We start from the raw sequence: 21,931 nt of genomic DNA, 5'->3' as shown, positions 1-21,931 counted from the left end.
GTTGAACGTCGAGGGTCGTCACGTCCTGGTCGCCGGGGCCGGGGTCACGGGCAAGTCCGTGGTCCCGGTGCTGGTCGAGCTGGGCGCGCGCGTCACCGTCACCGACGGCAACGCCGAGCGCCTGGCCGAGCTGGACGGCCTCGGCGCCGAGCTGGTGCCGGGCCTGACCGAGCCGCCGTCGGACGTCGTCCTCGTCGTCACCAGCCCCGGCTGGCGGCCGACGTCGCCGCTGCTGGTGGCCGCCGCCGAGGCGGGAGTCGAGGTGATCGGCGACGTCGAACTGGCCTGGCGGGTCGGGCAGCTGCGCGAGCACCCGCCGTGCTGGCTGGTGATCACCGGCACCAACGGCAAGACGACCACCGCGGGCATGCTGGAGTCGATCCTCAAGGCCGCCGGCGCCAACGCCGTGGCCTGCGGGAACATCGGCTACGCGGCCCTCGACGCGGTCCGCGCGGGCTACGACGTGCTGGCCGTCGAGCTGTCGAGCTTCCAGCTGCACTGGTCCTCGACGCTGGCCCCCGACGCGGCTGTGGTGCTCAACCTGGCCGAGGACCACATCGACTGGCACGGCTCGATGGCGGAGTACGCGGCCGCGAAGGGCCGGGTCTACACCCGCGCCAAGGTCGCGGTGCACAACGCCGACGACGACTGGTCCACCCGGATCGCCGCCGAGCACGCGCCCGAGAGCGCCCGCCGGGTCGGCTTCCAGCTCGACACCCCGCGCGCCGGGGAACTCGGCGTGGTCGAGGACCTGCTGGTCGACCGCGCGTTCGTGGCCGACCCGGCGAACAGCGCCGAAGCACTGGCCACGCTGACGGATGTGCGCCCGGCGGGCCCGCACAACGTCGCGAACGCCCTCGCCGCGGCCGCGCTGGCCCGCGCCCACGGCGTCACGCCCGAGGCCGTGCTGAAGGGCCTGCGCGAGTACCAGCCGGCCCCGCACCGGGCCGTCGAGGTCGCCGAGGTGGCCGGCGTGCGGTACGTCAACGACTCGAAGGCGACCAACCCGCACGCGGCCGCCGGGTCGCTGCGGGCGCACGAGTCGATCGTGTGGATCGCCGGGGGCCAGCTGAAGGGCGCTTCGGTCGACGAACTCGTGAGCAGCATCTCGGGCCGTCTGCGCGGGGTCGTGCTCCTCGGCGTGGATTCACCCGTGATCGCCGCCGCGGTTGCGCGACACGCGCCGGATGTCCCGGTGAACAGCCTCCGTCCGGGTGACGATGAACCCATGACTGCGGCGGTGAGTGCGGCCAGCGCGATGGCCCGACCCGGTGACGTGGTGCTGCTGGCACCCGCCGCGGCGTCGTTGGACATGTTCTCGAGCTACGGCGAGCGCGGCGACGCGTTCGCCGCGGCCGTGCGTGTCCTCCGCGACGACGCAGCGGGGGAGCCGAGTGACGACAGCTGAAAACAAGCCGGAACCGCCGCCGAAGCGGCCGCGCCGCGAGCGCAAGGAGAGCGGCTTCGTCGCCTTCCGGACCGCGCTGACCGCGTGGCTTTCGCGGCCGCTGGCGTCGTTCCACCTCGTGCTCGCCCTCACCGGCGTGCTCACCGTCATCGGCATCGTCATGGTGCTCTCGGCGTCTTCGGTCGCCTCCTACAACCCGAAGACCGGCAGCGGCGTGTACTCGCTGTTCATCAAGCACCTGGTGTTCGTCGCGCTCGGCTCGGTCGTGTTCTGGCTGGGCCTGCGGGTCAAGCTGGAGCGGATCCGGCGGATGTCGGCGACGGCGACGGTGATCTGCCTCGGCCTCCTGGTGCTGGTGCTGACCCCGCTCGGCTCGACGGTCAACGGCTCGCAGGGCTGGTTCAAGATCGGCGAGTTCACCTTCCAGCCGGTCGAAGCCGCGAAGGTCGCGCTGGCCTTCTGGGGCGCCCACATCCTGGTGATCAAGTACAACGTGATCCACCAGTGGCGGCACCTGCTGGTGCCGGTGGTGCCGATCGCGCTGCTGATGTTCGCCCTGGTCATGCTGCAGCCCGACCTCGGCGGCACGGTCACCCTGGCGGTGGTGCTGCTGGCGCTGCTGTGGTTCGCCGGCGCCCCGAAACGGCTGTTCGGCGTCATCCTCGCCGGTGGCCTGGCCGGGGTGCTCGTGCTGGCCGTCATCGCGCCCTACCGGCTCGCCCGGGTCATGTCGTTCCTGTCGCCGGACGCCGACGTCAGCGCCGAGGGCTTCCAGGCCAACCAGGCCAAGCTCGCGCTGGCCGACGGCGGCTTCCTCGGCAAGGGGCTCGGCCAGGGCACGTCCAACTGGGGCTACCTGCCGAACGTGCAGAACGACTTCATCTTCGCCCTGATCGGCGAGGAGCTCGGGCTGATCGGCTGCGTCGTGGTGCTCGTCCTGTTCGGCGGGGTCGCCGTCGTCGGGCTGCGGATCGCCACCCGCAACATCGACCCGTGGATCCGGATCGTCTCCGGCACGCTGACGGTGTTCCTGGTGGCGCAGGCCGGCATCAACATCGGCTACGTCGTCGGCCTGCTGCCGGTCACCGGCGTCACGCTGCCGCTCATCTCCTACGGCGGCACCTCGCTGGTGATCACCATGCTCATCATGGGCGTGCTCGCGAACGCCGCCCGGCACGAACCGGAGGCGGTGGCCGCGCTGCGCACACAGGGGCCGGGTAAATTCGGGCGTCTGCTGCGGCTGCCCGCGCCCGACCCGTACCGCCCGCCCGCCACGCGCAAGGGGGCGGGGCGCAGTGGGGCGAAGGCGGCCCGGCCGGCGCCCCGTGCGGCCCGGCCCGCCCCGGCGCAGGAACGACGCAGGTCGGTCCGCGAGCCGGTGCGCCGCAGCGCGGCACGGACGAGCACGGCCACGTCTCGCGGCGGGGCCGCGCGGACAACAGCGAGCCGTGGTACCCGGAGTACCGCGAACCGGAGAGGTCATAGGTGAGTAAGCCCGTCAAGGGAACCGAGCGGTCCGCCACGGGCAAGGCGCCCGTGGTGGTGGTCGCCGGAGGTGGCACCGCAGGACACATCGAACCCGCCCTCGCCCTGGCCGACGCCGTCGTGCGGCTGCGCCCGGACGCGAAGGTCGTCGCGCTCGGCACCGAGCGCGGCCTGGAGAACAAGCTCGTCCCGGCCCGCGGCTACCCCCTCGAGCTGATCCCGCCGGTGCCGCTGCCCCGCAAGCCGACCCCGGAGCTGGTGAAGCTGCCGCTGAAGGTCCGCGACTCGGTGCGCAAGACCCGCGAGGTGCTGGAGCGCGTCGGCGCGGACGTCGTCGTCGGCTTCGGCGGGTACGTCGCGCTGCCCGCCTACCTGGCCGCGCGCGGGCGCGTGCCGATCGTCGTGCACGAGGCCAACAAGTCGGCCGGCCTGGCCAACAAGGTCGGTGCGCGGTTCGCTCGCCGGGTGGCGGTCGCCGTTCCAGGGACGACGCTGCCGAACGCCGAGGTGGTCGGGATCCCGCTGCGGCGGTCGATCACGACCCTGGACCGGGCCGCGCTGCGGGCCGAGGCGCGCGAGTTCTTCGGCCTGGACCCGGACGCGCCGACGCTGCTGGTCTTCGGCGGTTCGCAGGGCGCGCAGTCGATCAACGCCGCGGTGTCCGGCGCGGCGAAGGACCTCGCGGACGCCGGTGTCGGCGTCCTGCACGCGCACGGGCCGAAGAACACCCTGGTCGTGCAGGAGTTCCCAGGCAAGCCGGCGTACGTGCCGGTGCCGTACCTGGAGCGGATGGACCTGGCCTACGCCGCGGCCGACGTCGCGATCTGCCGGTCGGGCGCGATGACCGTCGCCGAGGTGACTTCGGTGGGGCTGCCCGCGGTGTTCGTCCCGCTGCCGATCGGCAACGGCGAGCAGGCCACCAACGGCCGTCCCGCGGTCGACGCCGGGGCCGCGCTGATGATCGACGACGCCGAGCTGAGCCCGGCCAAGGTCGCCGAGCTGGTCGTCCCGCTGGTCACCGACGCCGACCGCGTCGCGAAGATGAGCGCGGCGGCGGTCGGCATGGGCCACCGCGAGGCCGACGAGACCCTCGCCCGGATCGTCTTGGAGGCTGCCGGTGCTTGAGTTGCCCGAAGAACTGCGCCGGGCGCACCTGATCGGAATCGGCGGGGCCGGGATGTCCGGGATCGCGCGGATCCTGCTGGCCCGCGGGGCTTTCGTGTCGGGTTCGGACGCCAAGGAGTCGCGCGCGCTGCTGTCGCTGCGTGCCCAGGGTGCCGAGCTGTTCGTCGGCCAGAGCGCCGAGAACATCGCGGCGCTGTCCGAGCCGCCGTCGGCCGTGGTCGTCTCGACGGCGATCAAGGAGACCAACCCCGAGCTCGCGGCGGCGCGGGCGGCGGGCATCCCGGTGCTGCACCGGGCGCAGGCGCTGGCCGGGCTGATGGAGGGCCACCGCGTCGCCTGCATCGCGGGCACGCACGGCAAGACGTCGACGACGTCGATGCTCACCGTGGCGCTGCAGCACTGCCGGCTCGACCCGTCGTTCGCCATCGGCGGCGACCTCAACGAGTCCGGCGCGAACGCCCACCACGGCGAGGGCGGTGTGTTCGTCGCCGAGGCCGACGAGAGCGACGGGTCGTTCCTGACCTACTCGCCGTCGGTCGCGGTCGTGACGAACGTCGAGCCGGACCACCTGGACCACCACGGCACGGCCGAGGCCTACACGAAGGTGTTCACCGAGTTCGTGAGCCGGATCGTGCCGGGCGGGCTGCTGATCGTCTGCGCCGACGACGCCGCGGCGGACGAGCTGGGGTCGCAGGCCGCGGAGCAGGGTGTCCGGGTCCGCCGCTACGGCCGCACGGCCACCGACGCGCGGGTGCTGGACTACGCCCCGGCGCCGGACGGCGGGGTCGTGCGGCTCGAGCTGGACGGGGCCGAGGTTTCGGTGCGCGTCGCCGTGCCGGGCGAGCACATGGCGCTGAACGCGGTCGCGGCCCTGCTGGCCGGGATCGAGCTCGGGGCGCCGGTCGACGGCATGGTCGAGGGGCTCGCGGCGTTCGGCGGGGTGCGGCGGCGGTTCGAGTTCAAGGGCCGGGCCGGCGACGTGCGGGTGTACGACGACTACGCCCACCACCCGACCGAGGTGGCCGCGCAGCTGCGCGCGGTGCGGACGGCGGCCGGGTCCGGGCGGGTGATCGTGGTCTTCCAGCCGCACCTGTACTCGCGGACCAAGACGTTCTCGGCGGAGTTCGCGTCCGCGCTCTCGCTGGCCGACGAGGTCGTGGTGCTGGACGTCTACGGCGCGCGCGAGGAGCCCGAGCCGGGCGTCACCGGCGCGCTGATCGCGGACCAGGTGACCGCGTCGGTGCACTACGAGCCCGCGTTCGACGTCGCCGCGCCGCTGGCGGCCGGGCTGGCCAAGCCCGGCGACCTCGTGGTGACCATGGGCGCCGGCGACGTCACGCAGCTGGGGCCGGAAATCCTCGCCGAGCTGGACAAGCGCTGAGGCCATGAGTCCGACCAGGGAACGCCGTCCGCCGTCCGCCTCCTCCGCGGAAGAGGATCGCGCGTCCCTGGCCCGGCAACGGCGGGGGCGGCGCTCCGAGGAGGAGCGCCGCCGGACCCGCGCCGCGCGGGCCAAGCCGTCGCCGCGCAACCGGCCCAACCGGCAGGCGGAGATCCGCCGCCGCTGGGTCGCGCTGCTGTCCGTGCTCACCGTGGTGGCCCTGGTCTACCTGCTCTTCTTCAGCTCGATGCTCGGGGTGCAGGACGTCTCGGTCAGCGGTGCCCGCACGGTGCCCGCCGACCAGATCCGCGCGGTGGCGGCGGTGCCGGCGGACAAGCCGATGCTGCGGCTGAGCACCGACGAGATCCGCGACCGGGTGGCGGAGATGCCGGGCATCGCGACGGTCGAGGTGTCCCGCTCGTGGCCGAACACGGTCGAGATCACGGTGACCGAGCGGACGGCGATCGCGTTCTTCGACAGCGGCCCGGGCGGCGACGGCGTCCACCTCGTCGACGGCGGGGGCGTGGTGTTCAAGACGGTCGCGGCGCGCCCGCCGGGCCTGCCGGAGCTCAAGCTGCCGAAGGTGTCGGCCGACGACCCGGTGACCCGCGCGGTGACGGCGGTGCTCGGGGTCATTCCGGAGCAGCTTCTCAAGCAGGTCACCACGGCGACGGCGAAGACGCCGGCGAGCGTGGAGTTCACGCTGGCCAACGGGAAGATCGTCCGCTGGGGGACGGCGGAGCAGACGGACCGCAAGGCGAAGGTCCTGGCCGCGCTGCTCACCCAGGACGGCAAGGTCTACGACGTCGCGGCACCGGAACTGCCGACCATCACCTCCTGACCGCCCTCCGGGCCCGCGTACCCGAAGGGTCGGCTTGCGTACTCCGAGGGTCGGCTTGCGTACCCCGAGGGTCGGCTTGCGTACCTGGAGGGTCGGTTCGGTACCCGACCCTCCAGGTACGCAAGCCGACTGTTCCGGTACGCAAGCCGACTGTTCCGGTACGCAGGCCGACCCTCTGGGTACGCGGGTGGGTCTCCTTCCTGTGGTTGCGTAACCTTGTGCGGCGGGTTTTCGTATGCCGTACGATCTCGTATGGCATACGAGAACGAGGGAGGACGCTCATGACGATCCTGGTGACCGGCGCGACCGGTAGCGTCGGCCGGCTGGTGGTCGACGAACTCGTCGCGGCGGGCGTGCCCGTGCGGGCGCTGACCGTCGATCCCGGACGTGCGCAGCTGCCGGGCGAGGCCGAGGTGGTCGTCGGGTCGCTGGCGAGGCCGTCGACCTTGCCGGTGGCGCTCGAGGGTGTCTCGGCGGTGTACCTGGCGCCGATGGCGCGGACCGTCCGGCGGTTCTGCGAGCTGGCGGCCGACGCCGGGGTCGAGCGGGTCGTCGCGCTGTCGGGCAGCAGCGTCGGGGACGAGCACGAGGGGTCCAGCGGGCACGAGTACGCCGCCGTCGAAGCCGCCGTCCGGGACGCCGGGTTCGCCTGGACGTTCCTGCGGCCCGGCGTGTTCATGAACAACACGCTCGACTGGGCGCCCATGGTCCGCGCGGGTGAGGTCGCGATGGCCTACGGCGACGCGACGCAGACACCCATCGACCTCGGCGACATCGCCGCGGCGGCCGCCCGGGTGCTGACGACCGAAGGGCACACGGGCGCCACGTATGTCCTCAGTGGACCGGAAGCGATCAGCTTGCGCGGACAGGCCGAGACCCTGGGAACGGTACTGGGCAAGGAAATCCGGTTCCGCGAGCTGACCCCGGCCGAGCAGCGCGCGCAGTGGATCGGGTACGGCGTCCCGGAAGACACCGTCGGCTGGCTGCTCGAAGGCTTCGCGGAAACCCTGCGGCACCCGCAGGTGCCGACCGGTGTCGTCGAGGACCTGCTGGGCCGTCCGGGCACGACGTACGCGGAATGGGCCGAGGCGAACCGGGCGGTCTTCGCCTAGGCCGGCTGCCCGGCCGGCTCCCGCGTCCCCGTCCGCTCCGCGCCGATCCCGGCCGCCACGACGAACACCACGCCCGCCGCCGCGCTCGCGTCCGGGACCTGGTGCAGCACGAGGAACCCGATCAGCGAGGCGATCGCCGGCTCCAGGCTCATCAGCGTCCCGAACGCGGGCGCGGTCAACCGCCGCAGCGCGAGCATTTCGAGCGCGAACGGCACCACCGGCAGCAGCACCGCGAGCCCGAGGCCGGTGACCAGCAGCGGCCACGTCAGGTGCTCGACCACGCCGGGCCCGTAGACGAGCGTCGCCACGATGCCCGCCACCGGCATCGACACCGCGAGCCCGCGCACGCCCGCCACTTCGTCACCGACCCGCTGCGTCAGCACGATGTACCCGGCCCAGCAGACGGCGGAGCCGAGCGCGCAGCCGATGCCCGCCAGGTCCGCGCCGCCCCGCCACGGCTGGGTCAGCAGCACCACCCCCGCCGCGGCGAGGGCGGGCCAAAGCCGACGGCGGCCACGGGTGGCGGCGACGGTCAGCGGCCCGAGGAACTCCAGCGCACTCGCCGTGCCGAGCGGCAGCCGGGCGGCGGCCGTCATGAACAGCATCGTCATCCCCGCGGTGACCACGCCCAGTGCGCAGCAGGCGGCGAAGGTGCTGCGCCGGAAGGACGACGGACGCGGCCGGACCACGACGAGCAGCAGCACCCCGGCCCAGGCCAGCCGCAGCCACGCCGCGCCCTCGGGGCCGATGCGGTCGAACAGGCCGACGGACACGGCGAGACCGAGCTGGACGCAGAGCATGGCGGCGACGGCGAGGGTCGCTCCGGTGCGGGACGAGGAGGGCACGGGCCCAGCAAAGCCCACGGTGACCGTTCACGTCCACGTGGCAATCATGGACATTCCGTTCGCCATTCCTGGACAATGACGCCGTGGACACCCGTCGGCTCCGGTTCCTCCTCGAGCTGTCCCGGCACGGCTCGATGCGCGCGGTGGCGGACGTGCTGGGGACCACGACGTCCACGGTCTCGCAACAGATCGCGGTGCTGGCCCGGGAAACCGGCGTGCCCCTCCTGGAACCGGACGGCCGGCGCGTGCGGCTCACCCCCGCGGGACGGCGGTTGGCCGAGCACGCCGTGACGATCCTGGCCGCCGTGGAGGCCGCCCGCGCCGACCTCGACCCGCACGCCGAGCCGGCCGGCACCGTGCGCGTCGCCGGGTTCGCCACCGCCGTGCGGCGCTCGCTGCTGCCGGCCGCGGCCGCGCTCGCCGCGCACCACCCGCGGGTCGAGCTGCGGATCAGCGAGTACGAACCGCCCGAGGCGTTCGCCGCGCTGCTGGCCGACGACATCGACCTCGCCCTCACCTACGACTACGAACTCGCCCCGGCGGGCACCGAAGCCGCGGTCATGGCGCGTCCACTGTGGACGGCGAAGTGGGGGCTCGCCGTCCCGGCTGCCGACGCGGCCCGCGTGCGTGGTGACGGGACGGTGGCGGTCTTCGAGACGTTCCGCGACCACGGCTGGATCGTCAACTCCCGCGACCGCACGGACGCGGACGTGGTCCGCAGGCTGGCGGCGATGGCGGGGTTCGAGCCCCGCCTGACGCACCGCGCGGACACCCTCGAGCTGGTCGAGGACCTCATCGCGACCGGCCCGGCCCCGGCGGTCGGCCTGCTGCCGGCGGACCGCGCCACACGGGCGGGGGTGACGCTGCTCCCGCTCGCGGGCCCGGACGTGCGGCAGCGGGCTTTCGCGTGCACGCGCCGGGGACGGGAGGCGTGGCCGCCGCTGGCGTTGGTGCTGGGTCTGCTGGCCCGTTAGACGCGGGTGCGGGTCATCCCGGCCAGGCCGAGCAGCGGGAGCGCGCCGGCGAACACGACGACCGCCGTCCAGCCGCCGAGGTGGTAGGCGATCGACCCGGCCTGGGAGCCGATGGCGCCGCCGACGAAGAACGTGCCCAGGTAGACGCTGTTGACGCGGGCGCGGGCCGACGGGTCGAGCTGGTAGATCACGTGCTGGCCGGTGACCAGCGTCGCCTGGACCGCCGTGTCGATGGCGATCGCCGCGATCGCCAGCAGGATGACGCTGTGCGCGCCGAACCCGGCGAGCGCGAAGGCCGCCGCGCAGAGCACGAAGGCGCCCGCGGTGAGCCGGCGGCCGTGGCCGTGGTCCGACCACCGCCCGGCCAGCGGCGCCACCGCGGCCCCGGCCGCACCGGCCAGCGCGAAGAGGCCCACGCCCAGCTGGGAGTAGTTGAAGGGCGGTGCGGTCAGGACGAACGCGATGGTCGTCCAGAACGCGCTGAAGGCGCCGAACATCGCCGACTGGTAGAGCGCCCGGTGGCGCAGCGGCGGGTGCTTCCGCGCCATGGCGAACGTGGAGCGGAGCAGTTCGCCGTAGCGGACGTCGGTCTTGGGCGCGCGCGGCGGCAGAATGAACCGCAGCACCAGGGCGAGCGCCGCCATCGCCCCGGCCGAGATCAGGAACACGACCCGCCAGCCGGTCACCTCGGCGAGCAGGCTGGCGACGACGCGCGAGAGCAGGATCCCGAACAGCAGCCCGCTGACGACCCGCCCGACGATCCGGCCGCGGATGGCGTCGGGGGAGATGTCGGCGGCGAACGGGATGAGGATCTGCACGACGACCGACGCCGCCCCGACGGCCAGCGAGGCGATGAGCAGCACGGCGAACCCGGGCGCGATCCCGGTGGCGACCAGCCCGGCGCAGGCGACCGCCAGCAGGGTCGCGACGAGGCCGCGGTTCTCGAGCCGGTCGCCCAGCGGCACGAGCAGCAGCATCCCGGCGGCGTACCCGATCTGCGTGGCGGTGACGACCCCACCGGCGGCGGCCTCGCCGATCCCGAAGGTCTGCCGCAGCTCGGCGAGCAGCGGCTGCGCGTAGTAGAGGTTCGCCACGGTCAGTCCACAGGAGACGGCCAGCAGCAGCACGAGCCAGCCGGGCGGGGCCTTCTGCTCGGTCTCGGTCATGCGCGCCCCCATCGTGGAACCGGTTTGATCGGTTCCCGACGGTACCAGTCAAACCGGTTCCGGCGTACTGTGACGCGTATGACGGACAGATTCCGCTCGGGAGCGGGGCGCCTGTGCCTCGACTTCATCCGGACGCTGCGGTACCGGGGCACCCCGTCGGAGACCGAGGAGCTGCCGGACGCGTCGGCGTGGGGCGCGTGGATCGACCGGTTCGGCCCGTTCGCCGCCCCGGTCCGGCCGGAGTCGGCCGACGAGGCCCGTGCCGTCCGCGAGGCGATCCACGAGCTGCTGACGACCTCGGCGCGCCCGTCGACGCGGCAGCGGCTCAACCGGGTCGCCGCGCTGCCGGTACCGGCGCCTTCCTTGACCCCGTCGGGTGAGTTGCGCTGGCAGGCCGCGGATCCCGCGTCGGCGATGCTCGCGCTGCTGGCGCGGGACGCGCTGGAGCTGGTCACGTCACCGGAGTTCGCGCGGGTCCGGAAATGCGCGGGAGCCCGGTGCGGCGCGTTGTTCCTGGACACGTCCCGGCCGGGGACGCGGCGGTGGTGCTCGATGGGGGTGTGCGGGAACCAGGCGAAGAAGTCGACTTATCGAGCGAAGGTCACCACCGGTTCCCAGGCCTCGGGTGGTGCGGACGAGCCGGCGACGACGTTCAGCTCCTGAACCGCCGTCACCGGCGTCGGCTCAGCTGGGGTCGGCGGGTTCGTAGAGGCTGAACGGCGTTCCCTGGTCGTCGTGGCAGTGGGCGATCCGGCCGACCCCCGGGACCGTCTGCACGTCCTCGCTGCGCCCGCCGAGTTCGTGCAGGCGCTTGACCGAGGCGTCGACGTCTTCGGTGGCGAAGTAGACCCTCGGGTGGGTGAAGCCGGCGTCGGCGGCCGTGATGGCCCCGGCCGGGCCGTTGCCGATGACGTGGTAGTCGCCGCCGAACTCGCTGGTGTCCCAGCCGAACAGGGCGCCGTAGAACGTGCGCGCCTTGGCGGTGTCGGCGGCGGGGAGCTCGATCCAGTTGACCTGTCCGGGCATGTCGGTTCCTTCCGGTGCGTCGGTTGACTCACCCGAGGACGAACGGCGGCGGCCAGACTCGACAGGGTCACACCCCGGCCGCCCGGCGGCCCGCCTCGAAGCTGGTCAAGGCGGCGCCGACCGCCGCGGCCACGGTGACCTCGAAGATTTCGTCTTCGCTGTGGCCGGCGGACCGGAGCCGCTCGACGTCGGCGTCGGTGATGCGGTGGGACGCCTCGCGGACGGTCTGCGCGTACGCCCGCAGGGGCTCGGGAAGGTCGCCGTCGAGCCGGGCGGCGACGTCGGCCAGCTCGGTGCGGGGGCCGTCGGCGAGCAGGAACCGCGGGAAGCGGTAGCCGGACCGGTGCAGCGACCGCGTCCCCGTCTCGAGCTGGCCGTCCCGGAGGACGAAGCCGAACGCGTTCGCGAGGCGGTTGACGACGTTCCACACCAGGTTCACGCGCAGCGCGTCGAGGACCGCCTGCCGGGGCAGCCCGGCGACGGCGGTGGCGTCGACGTGGGCGGGGTCCCGGCTGACGTTCTCGAGGAACACCCGCACGGCGGCCAGCTCGGGGCGTGCCGAAGCGGGGTCGCTGGGGTCGATTTCGCCGGTGCCGGCGATCCGGGTGAGTTCGGCGTGGGTGACCGCGCAGAACGGGCACTCGTGCACCTGGGCGGTGGCCATGGCGAGGTATTCGCGTTCACCGGCGGTCCAGTACGACGGCCCACGCATCGCGTCCGCGGTGAGTTCGAGCAGCGGGCGGCTGCCGAACCCGGGCCGGTACAACAGCATCTTGACGATGTCGGGACTGTCCACTCCGGACGATCTGGAGGTCAGGGCGAGGAACAGCTTGGCGCGGCGGCGGTGGCCGTGGTCGAGAACGGACAGTCTCATGTGGACTCCAGGGCGTGCAGCCGCCCGGCGAGGTAACGCCGGTCGGCCGGCTTGGTGGCGAGGTCGTGGGCGCGCCGGTACGCGGCCGCGGCTTCGGTGGTACGGCCGACGCGGCGCAGGAGGTCGGCGCGGGCGGCGTGCAGCAGGTGGTAGCGGTCGAGACCGCCGATCCGGTCGATGAGCGCGAGCCCCTCGGCCGGGGACATGGCCATCGCGACGGCGACCGCGTGGTTCAGCGCGACCACCGGGGACGGGTTCAGCTCCAGCAACCGGCCGTAGAGACCGGCGATGCCCGCCCAGTCCGTCCGGGCGGTGTCCGGAGCCTGGGCGTGCAGGACCGCGATGGCGGCCTGCAGCTGGTACGGCCCGGGCGCACCGAGCCGCAGGGCCCGGTCGAGCAACCCGGCCGCTTCGGCGATCTCGGCGCGGTCCCAGCGCGTGCGGTCCTGGTCTTCGAGCAGGACGACGTCGCCGTCGGCGGTGTAGCGGGCCGCGGCGCGGGAGTCCTGGAGGAGGAGCAGGGCGGCCAGGCCGAGCGCCTCCGGTTCGTCCGGCATGAGGGTCGCGACGAGCTTGGCGAGCCGGATCGCCTCCTGCTGCAGCTCGCGGAACTCCGGCTGGTCCGGGCCCGCGGTGTAGCCCTGGGTGAAGATCAGGTACAGCACCGCGAGGACGCCCGAGAGCCGCTCGGGCAGCAGGTGGTCCGCCGGGACGGCGAAGGCGATCCCGGCGTCGCGGATCTTGCGCTTGGCGCGCACCAGCCGCTGGGCCAGCGTGGGCTCGCCGATCAGGAAGGTGCGGGCGATCTGCCCGGCGGTCAGCCCGGCGACGGCTTGCAGCGTCAGCGCGACGCGCGCTTCCTCGGCCAGTGCGGGGTGGCAGCAGGTGAAGATCAGGCTGAGCCGCTCGTCGCCCACGCCGAGCAGGCTTTCCGCGCCGGGATCCACGGTCGTCGCCTCCGGAGGCAGGTCGAGCTCGGCGAGTTTCTCCCGGCCGCGCCGGGCCCGGCGGAGCCGGTCGATCGCGCTGTTGCGGGCCGCGGTCAGCAGCCAGGCGACCGGGTCGTCCGGCCCGGCGTCGTCCCACTTGCGCAGGGCCAGCGCGCACGCCTCCTGCAGCGCGTCCTCGGCGAGTTCGAAGTCGCCCAGGACGCGGACCAGCGCGGCGAGCATCCGGGACCGGTGCTCGCGGTAGGCCGCCTGCAGGACGGGCGCGGCGGTCATGCGCCCGTCGTCGTCCGGTGGTTCAGGCCCGGGACGCCGGCCAGCGGCCGGACCTCGATGGTGCCCTGCGTGGCCATCGGGCACAGCGCGGCCAGTTCCAGTGCCTCGTCGAGGTCGCGGCAGTCGAGGACGTAGGCGCCGCCGAGGTGCTCGTGGGTCTCGAGGAAGGGACCGTCGGTGATGAGCGTCTTGCCGTCGCGGACGGCCACGGTGGTCGCGGTGTGCTCGCCCTGCAGCGGGTGCGCGGCGACGAAGGCACCCCGCCGGCGGCATTCGTCGGCGAAGGCGTTCACCCTGGCCAGCGCCTCGGGGAAGCGCGGGTCGCCGGGTTCGGGGCGGTCGCAGTCGAAGATCAGCAGCATGTACTGCACGTGTCCTCCAGCTCGGGCGGTGGGGCCGGCGTCGAAGAGGATGACGAACAGCGCAACCGTAACTCGACAGGCGCACCGGGGCCGGGGTGATGAGTTCCCGCGCTCACGGCCGTCATACCGGTGACGGGCTCACGAACCGGCGAAAGGATGACGTGATGGGTGCGGACACGCGGCTGGAGGAGCCGGCGTCCTCGGGACTGGCGGAGCGGCACCGGCGGGACACGTCCGCAGGGCGGTCGACGTTCCGGGCGTGGCTGTACCGGATCGCCACCACGCCTGCCTGGCCTGCTGGCCCGCTGCCGCCCGGAGCCGGCGACCGGCGGGGAGGTGCGCCGGCTGCGGCCCTACCCGGACCGGCTGCTCGACGAGCGGCCGGGGGCGGCGCGGAGGAGCCGGAGGCCTCGCCCTCGCGCGGGAAACGATCGAGCTGGCCTACGTGGTCGCGGTCCGGCACCTGGCGCCGCGGCCGCGGGCAGGTGTTCCCGCATCCGGGCGCAAGCCCGCTGCAGCGCGCTGTTCACCGAGTTGACCGAGTCCCCGAGCGGTAGGTCAGAACATCGTGTTGCCGTTGCGCGAGGTGGGCGGGATGACCTGCAGGACGTCCCAGTGCTCGACGATCTTCCCGGCTTCGTCGAAGCGGAAGATGTCGATGCCCGCGTACTCCTCGCCGGGCCAGGTCTGGTGGCAGTGCAGGACGACGTGGTCGTCCTCGGCGAAGACGCGCTTGAAGGTGACGTGCTTGCCGGGGTACTCGGCGGCCATGCGCTCGAAGTAGTCGACGAACGCCTGCTTGCCGTCCGCGACGTGCGGGTTGTGCTGGGTGTAGGTGTCGCCGGCGTAGCGGTCGATGGCCTCGGCGGGGCGGCACTGGTTGAACATCAGGTCGTAGAAGGCCTGGGCGGTGGCCTTGTTCTGCTCCGGATCGGTCACGGGTCTTCCTTGTCTCTTTCGGACGGCTCCTCGTCAAGCTATCCGCGAAAATCCGACGTGGACGGATACGCTGGCGACCAGTGATGGCCAAAATCCGACAGATTCCCGAGATCTCCTTCACCGCGCCGGCCGGCACGCCCGCCGGGGTCGAGGTGCTGTCGCTGGCCGACCTGCGCCGCCGGGTGCCGGCCGAGGAGCTCGCCGTCCCGCGGCGGCCGGACTTCCACCACCTGCTCACCCTCACCGCCGGCCGGCTGCGGCACACGGCGGACTTCACCGGCTACACCCTCGACCCCGGCTCCTGGCTGTGGGTGCGTCCCGGCCAGGTCCACCAGTGGGGCGACCTCGGCCACGCCGAGGGCACGCTGATCCTGTTCCGGCCGGACTTCCTCGCCCCCGCCACCGCCGGCATCGACGACCCGCACGCCCCGGTCCTGCGCCGCCCGCAGCCGGAGGACGCCGCCGCCCTGGACCTGGCGGCCGGCCACCTCGCCGCCGAGTTCCACGCCCTCGGCCGGCTGCCCCTGGCGGTCCACACGGCGGTTCTGCGCCACCTGCTGGCCGTGCTCGTGCTGCGGCTGGCCCACCTGACCGCCGGCCGCCCGGCTCCCGAGCCCGATCCCACCTACCTGCGGTTCCGTGACGCCGTCGAGCGGGACTACGCCCGGACGCGCCGGGTGGAGGACTACGCGAGCGCCCTCGGCTACTCGGCCCGGACCCTCTCCCGGGCCACGCTCGCCGCGGCCGGGATCGGCGCGAAGGAGTTCATCGATCGGCGCGTCGTCCTCGAAGCCCGGCGGCTGCTGGCCCACAGCGAGCACACCGCGGCCGGGATCGCCGTCCGGCTGGGATTTCCCAGCGCGACTTCAGCAAGTACTTCCGCGCCCGCACCGGCCAGACGCCGATCGGGTTCCGGGTGATGGTGCGGCAGCGGGCGTAAACCGATTGCCCGGGTGCGCCGGCGCGGCGATCATCGGCCGGTGTACTCCGACGTGCGGCTGGAAGAGGTGAAGTCCGGGCTCCGCCGCGCCTTCGCCTGGCGCGGGGACCGCACGGACGAGAACTGGTACGCCGACGTCACGGGCTGGTGGCGCCGTCCCGAGCTGCTGGCCGGCCTCGGGCCCGCGCTGGCGCGGCTGTTCGCCGACCGGCCGCCCACCGTCGTCCTCGGCCCGGAGGCCAGCGGGTGCCTGCTGGGACCACTGGTCGCGCTGCACTTCGGCGTCGGGTTCGTCGAGGTGTGCAAAAACCGGGGGACGCCGGTCGACAGTGACGCCTGGCTGCGGCGGACCACCCCGCCCGACTACCAGGACCGGCACCTCAGCCTCGGCTTCCGCCGCCGGCTGGTCGGCAGCGGCGACCGCGTGCTGTTCGTCGACGACTGGATCGAGACCGGCGGCCAGGCCCACGTCGCCCACCTGCTCACGCAGGACGCCGAGGCCACCTGGCTCGGCGCCGCGACCGTGGTCGACGCGCTGGACAGCGCCCGGGTGCGTCGGCACCTGAACGTGCGGTCACTGCTGCACGTCCGGGAACTCTGACGCGCATGCAGTGTTGCTAATGATTCCGCCGTAACATCAACGTGTGTGATGACAGATCTGCCCCTGGATCAGGTCAGGACGTTGCTCGCCGTCGTCGACGCCGGCACGTTCGACGCCGCCGCGGCCGTGCTGCACGTGACGCCGTCAGCGGTGAGCCAGCGGGTCAAGGCGCTGGAACAGCGGACCGGGAGCGTGCTGGTGACGCGCACGAAACCCGTGCGGGTCACCGGCTCCGGGCAGGTGGTGGTCCGGTTCGCGCGGCGGCTCGCGGCGCTCGAGCGGGACGCGCGAGCCGAGCTGGGCATGAGCGGGGAACCCGTCCGGGTGCCGATCGCGGTCAACGCCGATTCGCTGTCCACCTGGTTCCTGCCGGCGCTCGCCGGCGTGGTCGCCGACCCGCCGATCTGCTTCGAACTGCACCGTGAGGACCAGGAGCACACCACCACCTTGCTGCGGGAGGGCCGGGTGATGGCGGCGGTGACGTCCTCGGCCACCCCGGTGCAGGGCTGCTCGGTGCGCCCGCTCGGCGCCCTGCGCTACCTGCCGCTGGCCAGTCCCGGGTTCATGGCGCGGTGGGTGACCGGCGCGCTGCGGGCGGACCTGTCCGCGGCGCCGGTCGTCGTGTTCGACGACCACGACGACCTGCAGGACGCGTTCGTGCGGTTGCTCGGCGGGGCCGGGGCGAGCGCGCTGCGCCACCACGTCCCGGCGTCGGAGATGGTCGTCGCCGCGGTGGCGGCCGGCCTCGGGTGGGGCATGGTGCCGGAAGTGCAGGCGGCGCCGGGGCTGCGGGCCGGGACGCTGGTGCCGCTGGTGCGGGACCGGCCGGTGGACGTGCCGCTCTACTGGCAGCAGTGGAAACTGGACCTGCCCGCACTGTCCACAGTGGCTGAAGCGGTCGCGGCCGCGGCGGCGTCGTCGTTGCGCGGCCCGGGTTCCTGAACCCGCCCGGTCAGTGTTCGCGCAGCAGCCGGCGGACGGCGGCCAGGTCGCCCTCGATCGCCAGCCGGCCGTCGTCGATCGCGCCGGCCAGGTGGGCGGGGCGTTCGAGCAGGGCGTTCAACGTCGGCGGATCGGTGCGGACCGTGGCGTCCGGGGCGGCGGGCTCGCCCGGCTCGACGGTGAGGCGGCCCGGCTCGGTGCGGACCGTCCACACGCGAGCGTCCAGTTCGAGGCGGTAGCACGCGGTGCCGCGCGGCCGGGCGGACTCGCGCAGGTACAGCAGCACGGAGACGGCCCCGAGTGACGCCGGCTCGGGGCGCGGGAGCCGCGCGCCCCACGCGCCCAGCGCGAGCACGACCGGCTCCAGCTCGCGGCCCCGTTCCGTGAGCTCGTAGACCGTCGCCGCGGCCGGGGGCGGCAGCTTCCGGCGCGCCACGACGCCGTGGCCCTCGAGCTCGCGGAGCCGGTCGGTGACCAGGTTCGAGCTGGCGCCCGGCAGCGCGCGGCGGACGTCGGAGAACCGCTGCGGCCCGAGCAGCAGCTCGCGCACCACGAGCAGGGCCCAGCGCTCCCCGACGACGTCCAGCGCGCGGGCGATCGTGCAGGCGTCCCCGTAGCTGCGGCTCGTCGGCATGCTTTCAATGTACAACTGCGTAGTTGTTTTTAACAACTACACCGGCGTACGGTGGGCCGCGTCCGGACGTCGACGGGAAGGAACGGTCATGGGCCGACCGGTTGTGCACTTCGAAATCATCGGCACTGACCCGGCGCGGCTGCGCGGATACTACGGCGAGCTGTTCGGCTGGGAGTTCGACACCTCCGGCCCGGTGTCGGAGCGGGTCTCGGAACCGGGCGGCTACGGGTTCGTGGAAACGGACGGCATCCCGGGCGGCGTCGGCGGTGGTGCGGCCTACGAGCGGCACGTGGTGTTCTACGTGGGCGTCCCGGACGTCGCCGCGGCGCTCGCGGAGGCCGAACGCCTCGGCGGCACCCGCCGGATGGGACCGGACCGCGCACCGGGGCGCGACCTGGTGGTGGCCCACTTCACCGACCCGGAGGGCAACCTCGTCGGCCTTGCGGGCCCGGCCTGACGGGGCCGCCGGTACCCGTGAACCGGCGGCTCAATAAGGATTGCCGGGCACGTCGAGGTGCGTCCGGTAGAGGCCGAACGCGCCGGACACGCCGGAGGTGATGTACAGGGTTCGCCCGTCCGGTCCGCCGAACGCCGCGTTGGTCGTGTTGCGCCCGGCGGAAATGGTGCCGAGCTGCGTGCCCGACGGCGAGAAGACGTGGACGAGCCCTTCGTCGTAGGAAGCCCAGTACAGGTTGCCCGCGCAGTCGATGGTCGCGCCGTCGGGGGTCTTCATGCTCGCGAACGTCGTGCGGTTGCCGGTGGTGCCGTCCGGGAACACCGTGTACTTCATGATCGCGTTGGCGCCGGTGGCTCCCACGTAGAGCGTCTTGCCGTCGGGGGACAGGACGATGCCGTTCGGCTGGGGCAGCGTGTCGTCGACGAGGGCGACCACGCCGTCGCGGACGCGGAAGACGCTGGTGTGGCCGCCTTGTTCGTCCGCCCGGTTGCCGCGCTGGTAGTTCGGGTCGGTGAAGTAGGTGGTGCCGTCGCGGCCGGTGGTCAGGTCGTTCGGCGAGTTGAACGCGTGGCCGAGGTAGCCGGCCGCGACGGTCGTCCGGCTGCGGTCGGCCAGGCGGTAGGCGGAGATGGTGCGGTTGTCGTGGGTGGCGGCGAGCACCCGGGTGCCGTCGGCGCTGATCGCCAGGCCGTTGCTGCCGGAGTCGGCGATGAACGTCTCGAACGTGGCCGGCGGCGTGAACCGGAGCATCGACGACGGCTGCACGCCCTGCGGGCCCGTCGGATTCTGCATGTTCGACAGCAGCAGGGTGCCCGTGCCCTGGTCCCACGTGGGCCCTTCCAGGAAGCTGAACCCGCTCCGGATGAGCTGGGCGGCCACCGACCGGCTCGGCAACGGCGAGCCGTAGGTCGCTCCGGGAGTGCACGGTGAGGCCGTGGTGGCGCCGGAGGCCGCGGGGGCCACCGCGCCCGCGAGGACGACCGCCGCCGCTGTCACTGTCCACTTGCGACGGTGACGCGCTGTCCCGTGGTGAGCCATGGCGGCTCTCCTTCCGTGCTCGGCCGGATCCTGGGAGCGCTCCCAATCGCACCGTAGCGTAATCCGCTGGCCACCGGCAAGACCGGTGAGTGGGTAACTCACCGCCGTCGCCGGAGGGCATTCACCCCGGTCGAAACTTTCTCCGAATTTCTCGCCGGCTCGTGTCGAGAACGGGAAACCGGCTCCGATTGGGGGGTATCGGCGGCCGGAAAGGGGCCGCCACCACGAGTGGAGCGCGAACGATGACCAAGGTGACCGCCCAGATGTCGGTTTCCCTCGACGGCTGCTACACCGGGCCGCGGGACCCGCGGGGCGAGCAGGACATGACGGGCTGGATGCGGGGCCCCGAAGCGCCCGGGTTCTTCCGGGTGACCCGCTGGGCCGTCGACGCCATGGCCTGGCGGGAGCGGCAGGGCTTCGCCGGCGGCGAGCAGTCCGCCGATTCGGAGATCGTCGCGGAGATGTTCGCGTCCGCCGGGGCCTATGTCATGGGGCGGCGCATGTTCGACGCCGGCGAGGTGCCCTGGGGCGAGGAACCACCGTTCCGCGCCCCGGTCTTCGTCGTCACCCACCGGCCCCGGGAGGTGCTCGAACGCCGGGGTGGCACGTCCTTCACCTTCGTCACCGAGGGGCCCGAGCGGGCCGTCGAGCTGGCCCGGGCCGCCGCCGGGGACAAGGACGTGGCGGTGGCCGGTGGCGGGGAGTTGCTGCGCCAGGTGCTGGCCGCCGGGCTGCTCGACCGGCTCGACCTGCACATCGCGCCGGTGCTGCTGGGCGAGGGGCAGCGGCTGTTCGGCCCCGGTCTGGGCCTCGGCCCGGGCGAGGGCATCGAGCTGGCCCCGGTCCGGGTCGTCGAGTCGCCCGGGGTCACCCACGTCCGCTATACCGTGACCGGACGGTCGGCGCTGGTGCTGGACGATCGCGGTGCGAGCGGCGAGCTGGTCGGACCGGCCACGACCGGGCAGTGAGAGAGGAACGTCCCGTGAAGTACATGCTGCTGATCTACGGCAACGAGGAAGCCTTCAACTCGGTGGGTGCGGAGACCCTCGCCGAGATCATCCGCGAGACCGACGCCCTCAACCAGGAGCTGTTCGAGTCCGGGGAGCTGGTCGGCGCCTACGGCGTCGCCGACGAGGAGAACACCAAGATGGTCCGGGTCACCGGGGGGACACCGGTGGTGACCGACGGTCCCTACGCGGAGGCCAAGGAGTTCCTGGGCAGCTTCATGATCGTCGACTGCGACGGCATGGACCGCGCACTGGAGATCGCCGCCCGCGCCCCGTCGGCGCGTTACTGGGGGGTCGAGGTCCGGCCGTTGATGCACGAGGCGAACGTCGAGCCGTGACCGGCTGGCAGGCCGTCCGACGGCTGGTCCCGGAGGTGCTCGGCGTGCTGGTGCGCCGCTACGGCCGGTTCGATGCCTGCGAGGACGCCGTCCAGGAAGCGCTGCTGGCGGCCGCGGCCCAGTGGCCGGCGGAGGGGTGGCCGGAGAACCCCCGGGCCTGGCTGGTGACGGTGGCCTCGCGCCGCCTCGCCGACCAGGTCCGCAGCGACGCCGCCCGCCGGCGGCGGGAGGAGGCCGACGCGCTCCGCACCCCTCCCGCCGGCGGCGAGGCCGAAGCCGGTGACGACACCCTCACCCTGCTGTTCCTGTGCTGCCACCCGGCGCTGACGCCGTCGTCGCAGATCGCGCTGACGCTGCGGGCCGTCGGCGGCCTGTCGACCGCCGAGATCGCCCGGGCCTTCCTCGTGCCCGAGGCGACCATGGCCCAGCGCATCAGCCGGGCCAAGCACCGGATCAAGGCGGCCGGAGCCGGCTTCGAGCTGCCGCCGCCCGCCGAACAGGCGGCGCGGCTCGGCGCCGTGCTCCACGTGGTCTACCTCGTCTTCAACGAGGGCTACACGGCGACGTCGGGGACGCGGCTGGTGCGGGCCGAGCTGACGGCCGAGGCCATCCGGCTGGCCCGCGAGCTGCACCGGCTGGTCCCCGGCGACGGCGAGGTGGCCGGGCTCCTGGCGTTGCTGCTGCTGACCGACGCCCGCCGGCCGGCCCGCACGGCCCCGGACGGGTCGCTGGTGCCGCTGGGCGAACAGGACCGGACGCGCTGGGACGCCGAAGCCATCGCCGAGGGCGTGGCGCTGGTGACCGGTGCCCTGGCGAGCGGCCCGGTCGGCCCGTACCAGCTGCAGGCCGCGATCGCCGCGGTCCACGACGAAGCACCCACGGCCGAGGACACCGACTGGCCGCAGATCCTGGCCCTGTACACGGTGCTGGAGCGCGTGGCCCCCAACCCGGCGGTGACGCTCAACCGGGCGGTGGCGGTGGCCGAGGTCCACGGACCCGCCGCCGGGCTGGCGCTGCTGGACGCCCTCTCCGCGGACGAACGCAGCTCGTTCTCGCACCACCTCGTGTCCGTGCGGGCACACCTGCGGGAAATGGCGGGCGACCACGCGGCGGCGCGCGCCGGCTACCAGGAAGCGGCCCGGCGCACCACCAGCGAACCCGAGCGGCGCCACCTCCTCGCCCGCGCCGCGCGGCTGAGGTGATACCCCTGACC

At 73.4% G+C, this 21,931-nt stretch carries 25 protein-coding genes; 16 read left to right on the top strand and 9 right to left on the bottom strand.

What is annotated here, in order from left to right; genetic code table 11:
- The first annotated feature begins 1 nt into the window (after position 1).
- From murD to ACFPLC_RS44945, 6 genes are all read left to right on the top strand, one after another.
- Entirely contained in the window at positions 2–1,408 is a 1,407-nt protein-coding gene (murD, locus tag ACFPLC_RS44970; protein WP_378207130.1) for a UDP-N-acetylmuramoyl-L-alanine--D-glutamate ligase, read from the top strand.
- The gene (gene ftsW, locus ACFPLC_RS44965; RefSeq protein ID WP_378207133.1) at positions 1,395–2,897 is read left to right on the top strand and encodes a putative lipid II flippase FtsW; all 1,503 of its coding nucleotides are present in this window, start codon (positions 1,395–1,397) and stop codon (positions 2,895–2,897) included. The genes murD and ftsW overlap by 14 nt, the downstream gene beginning before the upstream one ends.
- On the top strand, positions 2,894–4,018 hold the full coding sequence (murG, locus tag ACFPLC_RS44960; protein WP_378207136.1) for an undecaprenyldiphospho-muramoylpentapeptide beta-N-acetylglucosaminyltransferase: 1,125 nt from the start codon (positions 2,894–2,896) through the stop codon (positions 4,016–4,018). The genes ftsW and murG overlap by 4 nt, the downstream gene beginning before the upstream one ends.
- Positions 4,011–5,399, top strand: coding sequence for a UDP-N-acetylmuramate--L-alanine ligase (gene murC / locus ACFPLC_RS44955; protein ID WP_378207139.1), 1,389 nt, complete (start codon positions 4,011–4,013; stop codon positions 5,397–5,399). Before murG ends, murC begins: the two co-directional genes overlap by 8 nt.
- A gap of 4 nt (positions 5,400–5,403) precedes the next feature.
- A complete protein-coding gene (locus ACFPLC_RS44950; RefSeq protein ID WP_378207142.1) occupies positions 5,404–6,240 on the top strand; it encodes a cell division protein FtsQ/DivIB in 837 nt (278 codons plus the stop codon).
- 281 nt (positions 6,241–6,521) lie between these two features.
- The gene (locus ACFPLC_RS44945) at positions 6,522–7,352 is read left to right on the top strand and encodes an NAD(P)H-binding protein (protein WP_378207144.1); all 831 of its coding nucleotides are present in this window, start codon (positions 6,522–6,524) and stop codon (positions 7,350–7,352) included.
- Here ACFPLC_RS44945 and ACFPLC_RS44940 read toward each other — a convergent pair.
- Positions 7,349–8,197, bottom strand: a complete 849-nt coding sequence (locus ACFPLC_RS44940; protein WP_378207147.1) for an EamA family transporter — start codon at positions 8,195–8,197, stop codon at positions 7,349–7,351. The two genes, ACFPLC_RS44945 and ACFPLC_RS44940, sit on opposite strands and share 4 nt — an antisense overlap.
- 83 nt (positions 8,198–8,280) lie before the next feature.
- On the opposite strand from ACFPLC_RS44940, the gene ACFPLC_RS44935 reads away from it, so the two are divergent.
- The gene (locus tag ACFPLC_RS44935) at positions 8,281–9,171 is read left to right on the top strand and encodes a LysR family transcriptional regulator (RefSeq protein WP_378207150.1); all 891 of its coding nucleotides are present in this window, start codon (positions 8,281–8,283) and stop codon (positions 9,169–9,171) included.
- Here the strand turns inward: ACFPLC_RS44935 and ACFPLC_RS44930 are convergent.
- Positions 9,168–10,337 (bottom strand): MFS transporter, encoded by a 1,170-nt coding sequence (locus ACFPLC_RS44930; protein WP_378207153.1) that lies wholly within the window; start codon positions 10,335–10,337, stop codon positions 9,168–9,170. The two genes, ACFPLC_RS44935 and ACFPLC_RS44930, sit on opposite strands and share 4 nt — an antisense overlap.
- 78 nt (positions 10,338–10,415) lie before the next feature.
- Between ACFPLC_RS44930 and ACFPLC_RS44925 the strand changes: the two genes are divergently transcribed.
- A complete protein-coding gene (locus ACFPLC_RS44925; protein ID WP_378207156.1) occupies positions 10,416–11,000 on the top strand; it encodes a CGNR zinc finger domain-containing protein in 585 nt (194 codons plus the stop codon).
- 21 nt (positions 11,001–11,021) lie between these two features.
- Here the strand turns inward: ACFPLC_RS44925 and ACFPLC_RS44920 are convergent, their stop codons facing one another.
- From ACFPLC_RS44920 to ACFPLC_RS44905, 4 genes are all read right to left on the bottom strand, one after another.
- The gene (locus ACFPLC_RS44920; protein WP_378207159.1) at positions 11,022–11,363 is read right to left on the bottom strand and encodes a VOC family protein; all 342 of its coding nucleotides are present in this window, start codon (positions 11,361–11,363) and stop codon (positions 11,022–11,024) included.
- 67 nt (positions 11,364–11,430) lie between these two features.
- Complete coding sequence (locus tag ACFPLC_RS44915; RefSeq protein ID WP_378207162.1) at positions 11,431–12,237, bottom strand: carboxymuconolactone decarboxylase family protein; 807 nt, start codon at positions 12,235–12,237, stop codon at positions 11,431–11,433.
- Positions 12,234–13,460 carry an RNA polymerase sigma factor gene (locus tag ACFPLC_RS44910; protein WP_378207163.1) on the bottom strand — a complete coding sequence of 409 codons (1,227 nt, stop codon included), beginning with the start codon at positions 13,458–13,460 and terminating at the stop codon, positions 12,234–12,236. Before ACFPLC_RS44910 ends, ACFPLC_RS44915 begins: the two co-directional genes overlap by 4 nt.
- On the bottom strand, positions 13,457–13,822 hold the full coding sequence (locus ACFPLC_RS44905) for a YciI family protein (RefSeq protein WP_444859549.1): 366 nt from the start codon (positions 13,820–13,822) through the stop codon (positions 13,457–13,459). The genes ACFPLC_RS44910 and ACFPLC_RS44905 overlap by 4 nt, the downstream gene beginning before the upstream one ends.
- A 164-nt stretch (positions 13,823–13,986) precedes the next feature.
- On the opposite strand from ACFPLC_RS44905, the gene ACFPLC_RS44900 reads away from it, so the two are divergent.
- The gene (locus ACFPLC_RS44900; RefSeq protein ID WP_378236204.1) at positions 13,987–14,379 is read left to right on the top strand and encodes a hypothetical protein; all 393 of its coding nucleotides are present in this window, start codon (positions 13,987–13,989) and stop codon (positions 14,377–14,379) included.
- 1 nt (position 14,380) lies between these two features.
- On the opposite strand, the gene ACFPLC_RS44895 is transcribed toward ACFPLC_RS44900, so the two are convergent.
- Positions 14,381–14,761 (bottom strand): nuclear transport factor 2 family protein, encoded by a 381-nt coding sequence (locus ACFPLC_RS44895; protein WP_378207167.1) that lies wholly within the window; start codon positions 14,759–14,761, stop codon positions 14,381–14,383.
- 83 nt (positions 14,762–14,844) lie between these two features.
- On the opposite strand from ACFPLC_RS44895, the gene ACFPLC_RS44890 reads away from it, so the two are divergent.
- Genes ACFPLC_RS44890 through ACFPLC_RS44880 form a run of 3 tightly spaced genes read left to right on the top strand, consistent with a single transcriptional unit; the run spans position 14,845 to position 17,244 of the window.
- Entirely contained in the window at positions 14,845–15,681 is an 837-nt protein-coding gene (locus ACFPLC_RS44890; RefSeq protein WP_378207170.1) for a helix-turn-helix transcriptional regulator, read from the top strand.
- Positions 15,682–15,741: 60 nt separating this feature from the next.
- Positions 15,742–16,302, top strand: coding sequence for an adenine phosphoribosyltransferase (locus ACFPLC_RS44885; protein WP_378207173.1), 561 nt, complete (start codon positions 15,742–15,744; stop codon positions 16,300–16,302).
- 48 nt (positions 16,303–16,350) lie between these two features.
- Positions 16,351–17,244, top strand: a complete 894-nt coding sequence (locus tag ACFPLC_RS44880; RefSeq protein ID WP_378207176.1) for a LysR family transcriptional regulator ArgP — start codon at positions 16,351–16,353, stop codon at positions 17,242–17,244.
- A 10-nt stretch (positions 17,245–17,254) separates the two neighbouring features.
- On the opposite strand, the gene ACFPLC_RS44875 is transcribed toward ACFPLC_RS44880, so the two are convergent.
- Positions 17,255–17,878, bottom strand: a complete 624-nt coding sequence (locus ACFPLC_RS44875; protein WP_378207178.1) for a winged helix-turn-helix transcriptional regulator — start codon at positions 17,876–17,878, stop codon at positions 17,255–17,257.
- Positions 17,879–17,966: 88 nt separating this feature from the next.
- Between ACFPLC_RS44875 and ACFPLC_RS44870 the strand changes: the two genes are divergently transcribed.
- Complete coding sequence (locus ACFPLC_RS44870; protein WP_378207181.1) at positions 17,967–18,335, top strand: VOC family protein; 369 nt, start codon at positions 17,967–17,969, stop codon at positions 18,333–18,335.
- A gap of 30 nt (positions 18,336–18,365) precedes the next feature.
- Here the strand turns inward: ACFPLC_RS44870 and ACFPLC_RS44865 are convergent, their stop codons facing one another.
- Positions 18,366–19,373 carry an SMP-30/gluconolactonase/LRE family protein gene (locus ACFPLC_RS44865; RefSeq protein ID WP_378236203.1) on the bottom strand — a complete coding sequence of 336 codons (1,008 nt, stop codon included), beginning with the start codon at positions 19,371–19,373 and terminating at the stop codon, positions 18,366–18,368.
- 242 nt (positions 19,374–19,615) lie between these two features.
- Between ACFPLC_RS44865 and ACFPLC_RS44860 the strand changes: the two genes are divergently transcribed.
- The 3 genes from ACFPLC_RS44860 to ACFPLC_RS44850 are packed head-to-tail and all read left to right on the top strand — an operon-like array spanning position 19,616 to position 21,920.
- Positions 19,616–20,341 (top strand): dihydrofolate reductase family protein, encoded by a 726-nt coding sequence (locus tag ACFPLC_RS44860; protein ID WP_378207186.1) that lies wholly within the window; start codon positions 19,616–19,618, stop codon positions 20,339–20,341.
- A 23-nt stretch (positions 20,342–20,364) separates the two neighbouring features.
- Entirely contained in the window at positions 20,365–20,718 is a 354-nt protein-coding gene (locus tag ACFPLC_RS44855; RefSeq protein WP_229902959.1) for a YciI family protein, read from the top strand.
- Entirely contained in the window at positions 20,715–21,920 is a 1,206-nt protein-coding gene (locus ACFPLC_RS44850; protein WP_378236202.1) for an RNA polymerase sigma factor, read from the top strand. Before ACFPLC_RS44855 ends, ACFPLC_RS44850 begins: the two co-directional genes overlap by 4 nt.
- Positions 21,921–21,931: the final 11 nt, after the last annotated feature.

Source organism: Amycolatopsis plumensis, from assembly GCF_042652605.1.
GTDB classification, from domain to species: Bacteria; Actinomycetota; Actinomycetes; order Mycobacteriales; family Pseudonocardiaceae; genus Amycolatopsis; species Amycolatopsis plumensis.
Note: the sequence above shows the minus strand (reverse complement) of the source record. Positions and strands in the feature narration are given on the sequence as shown.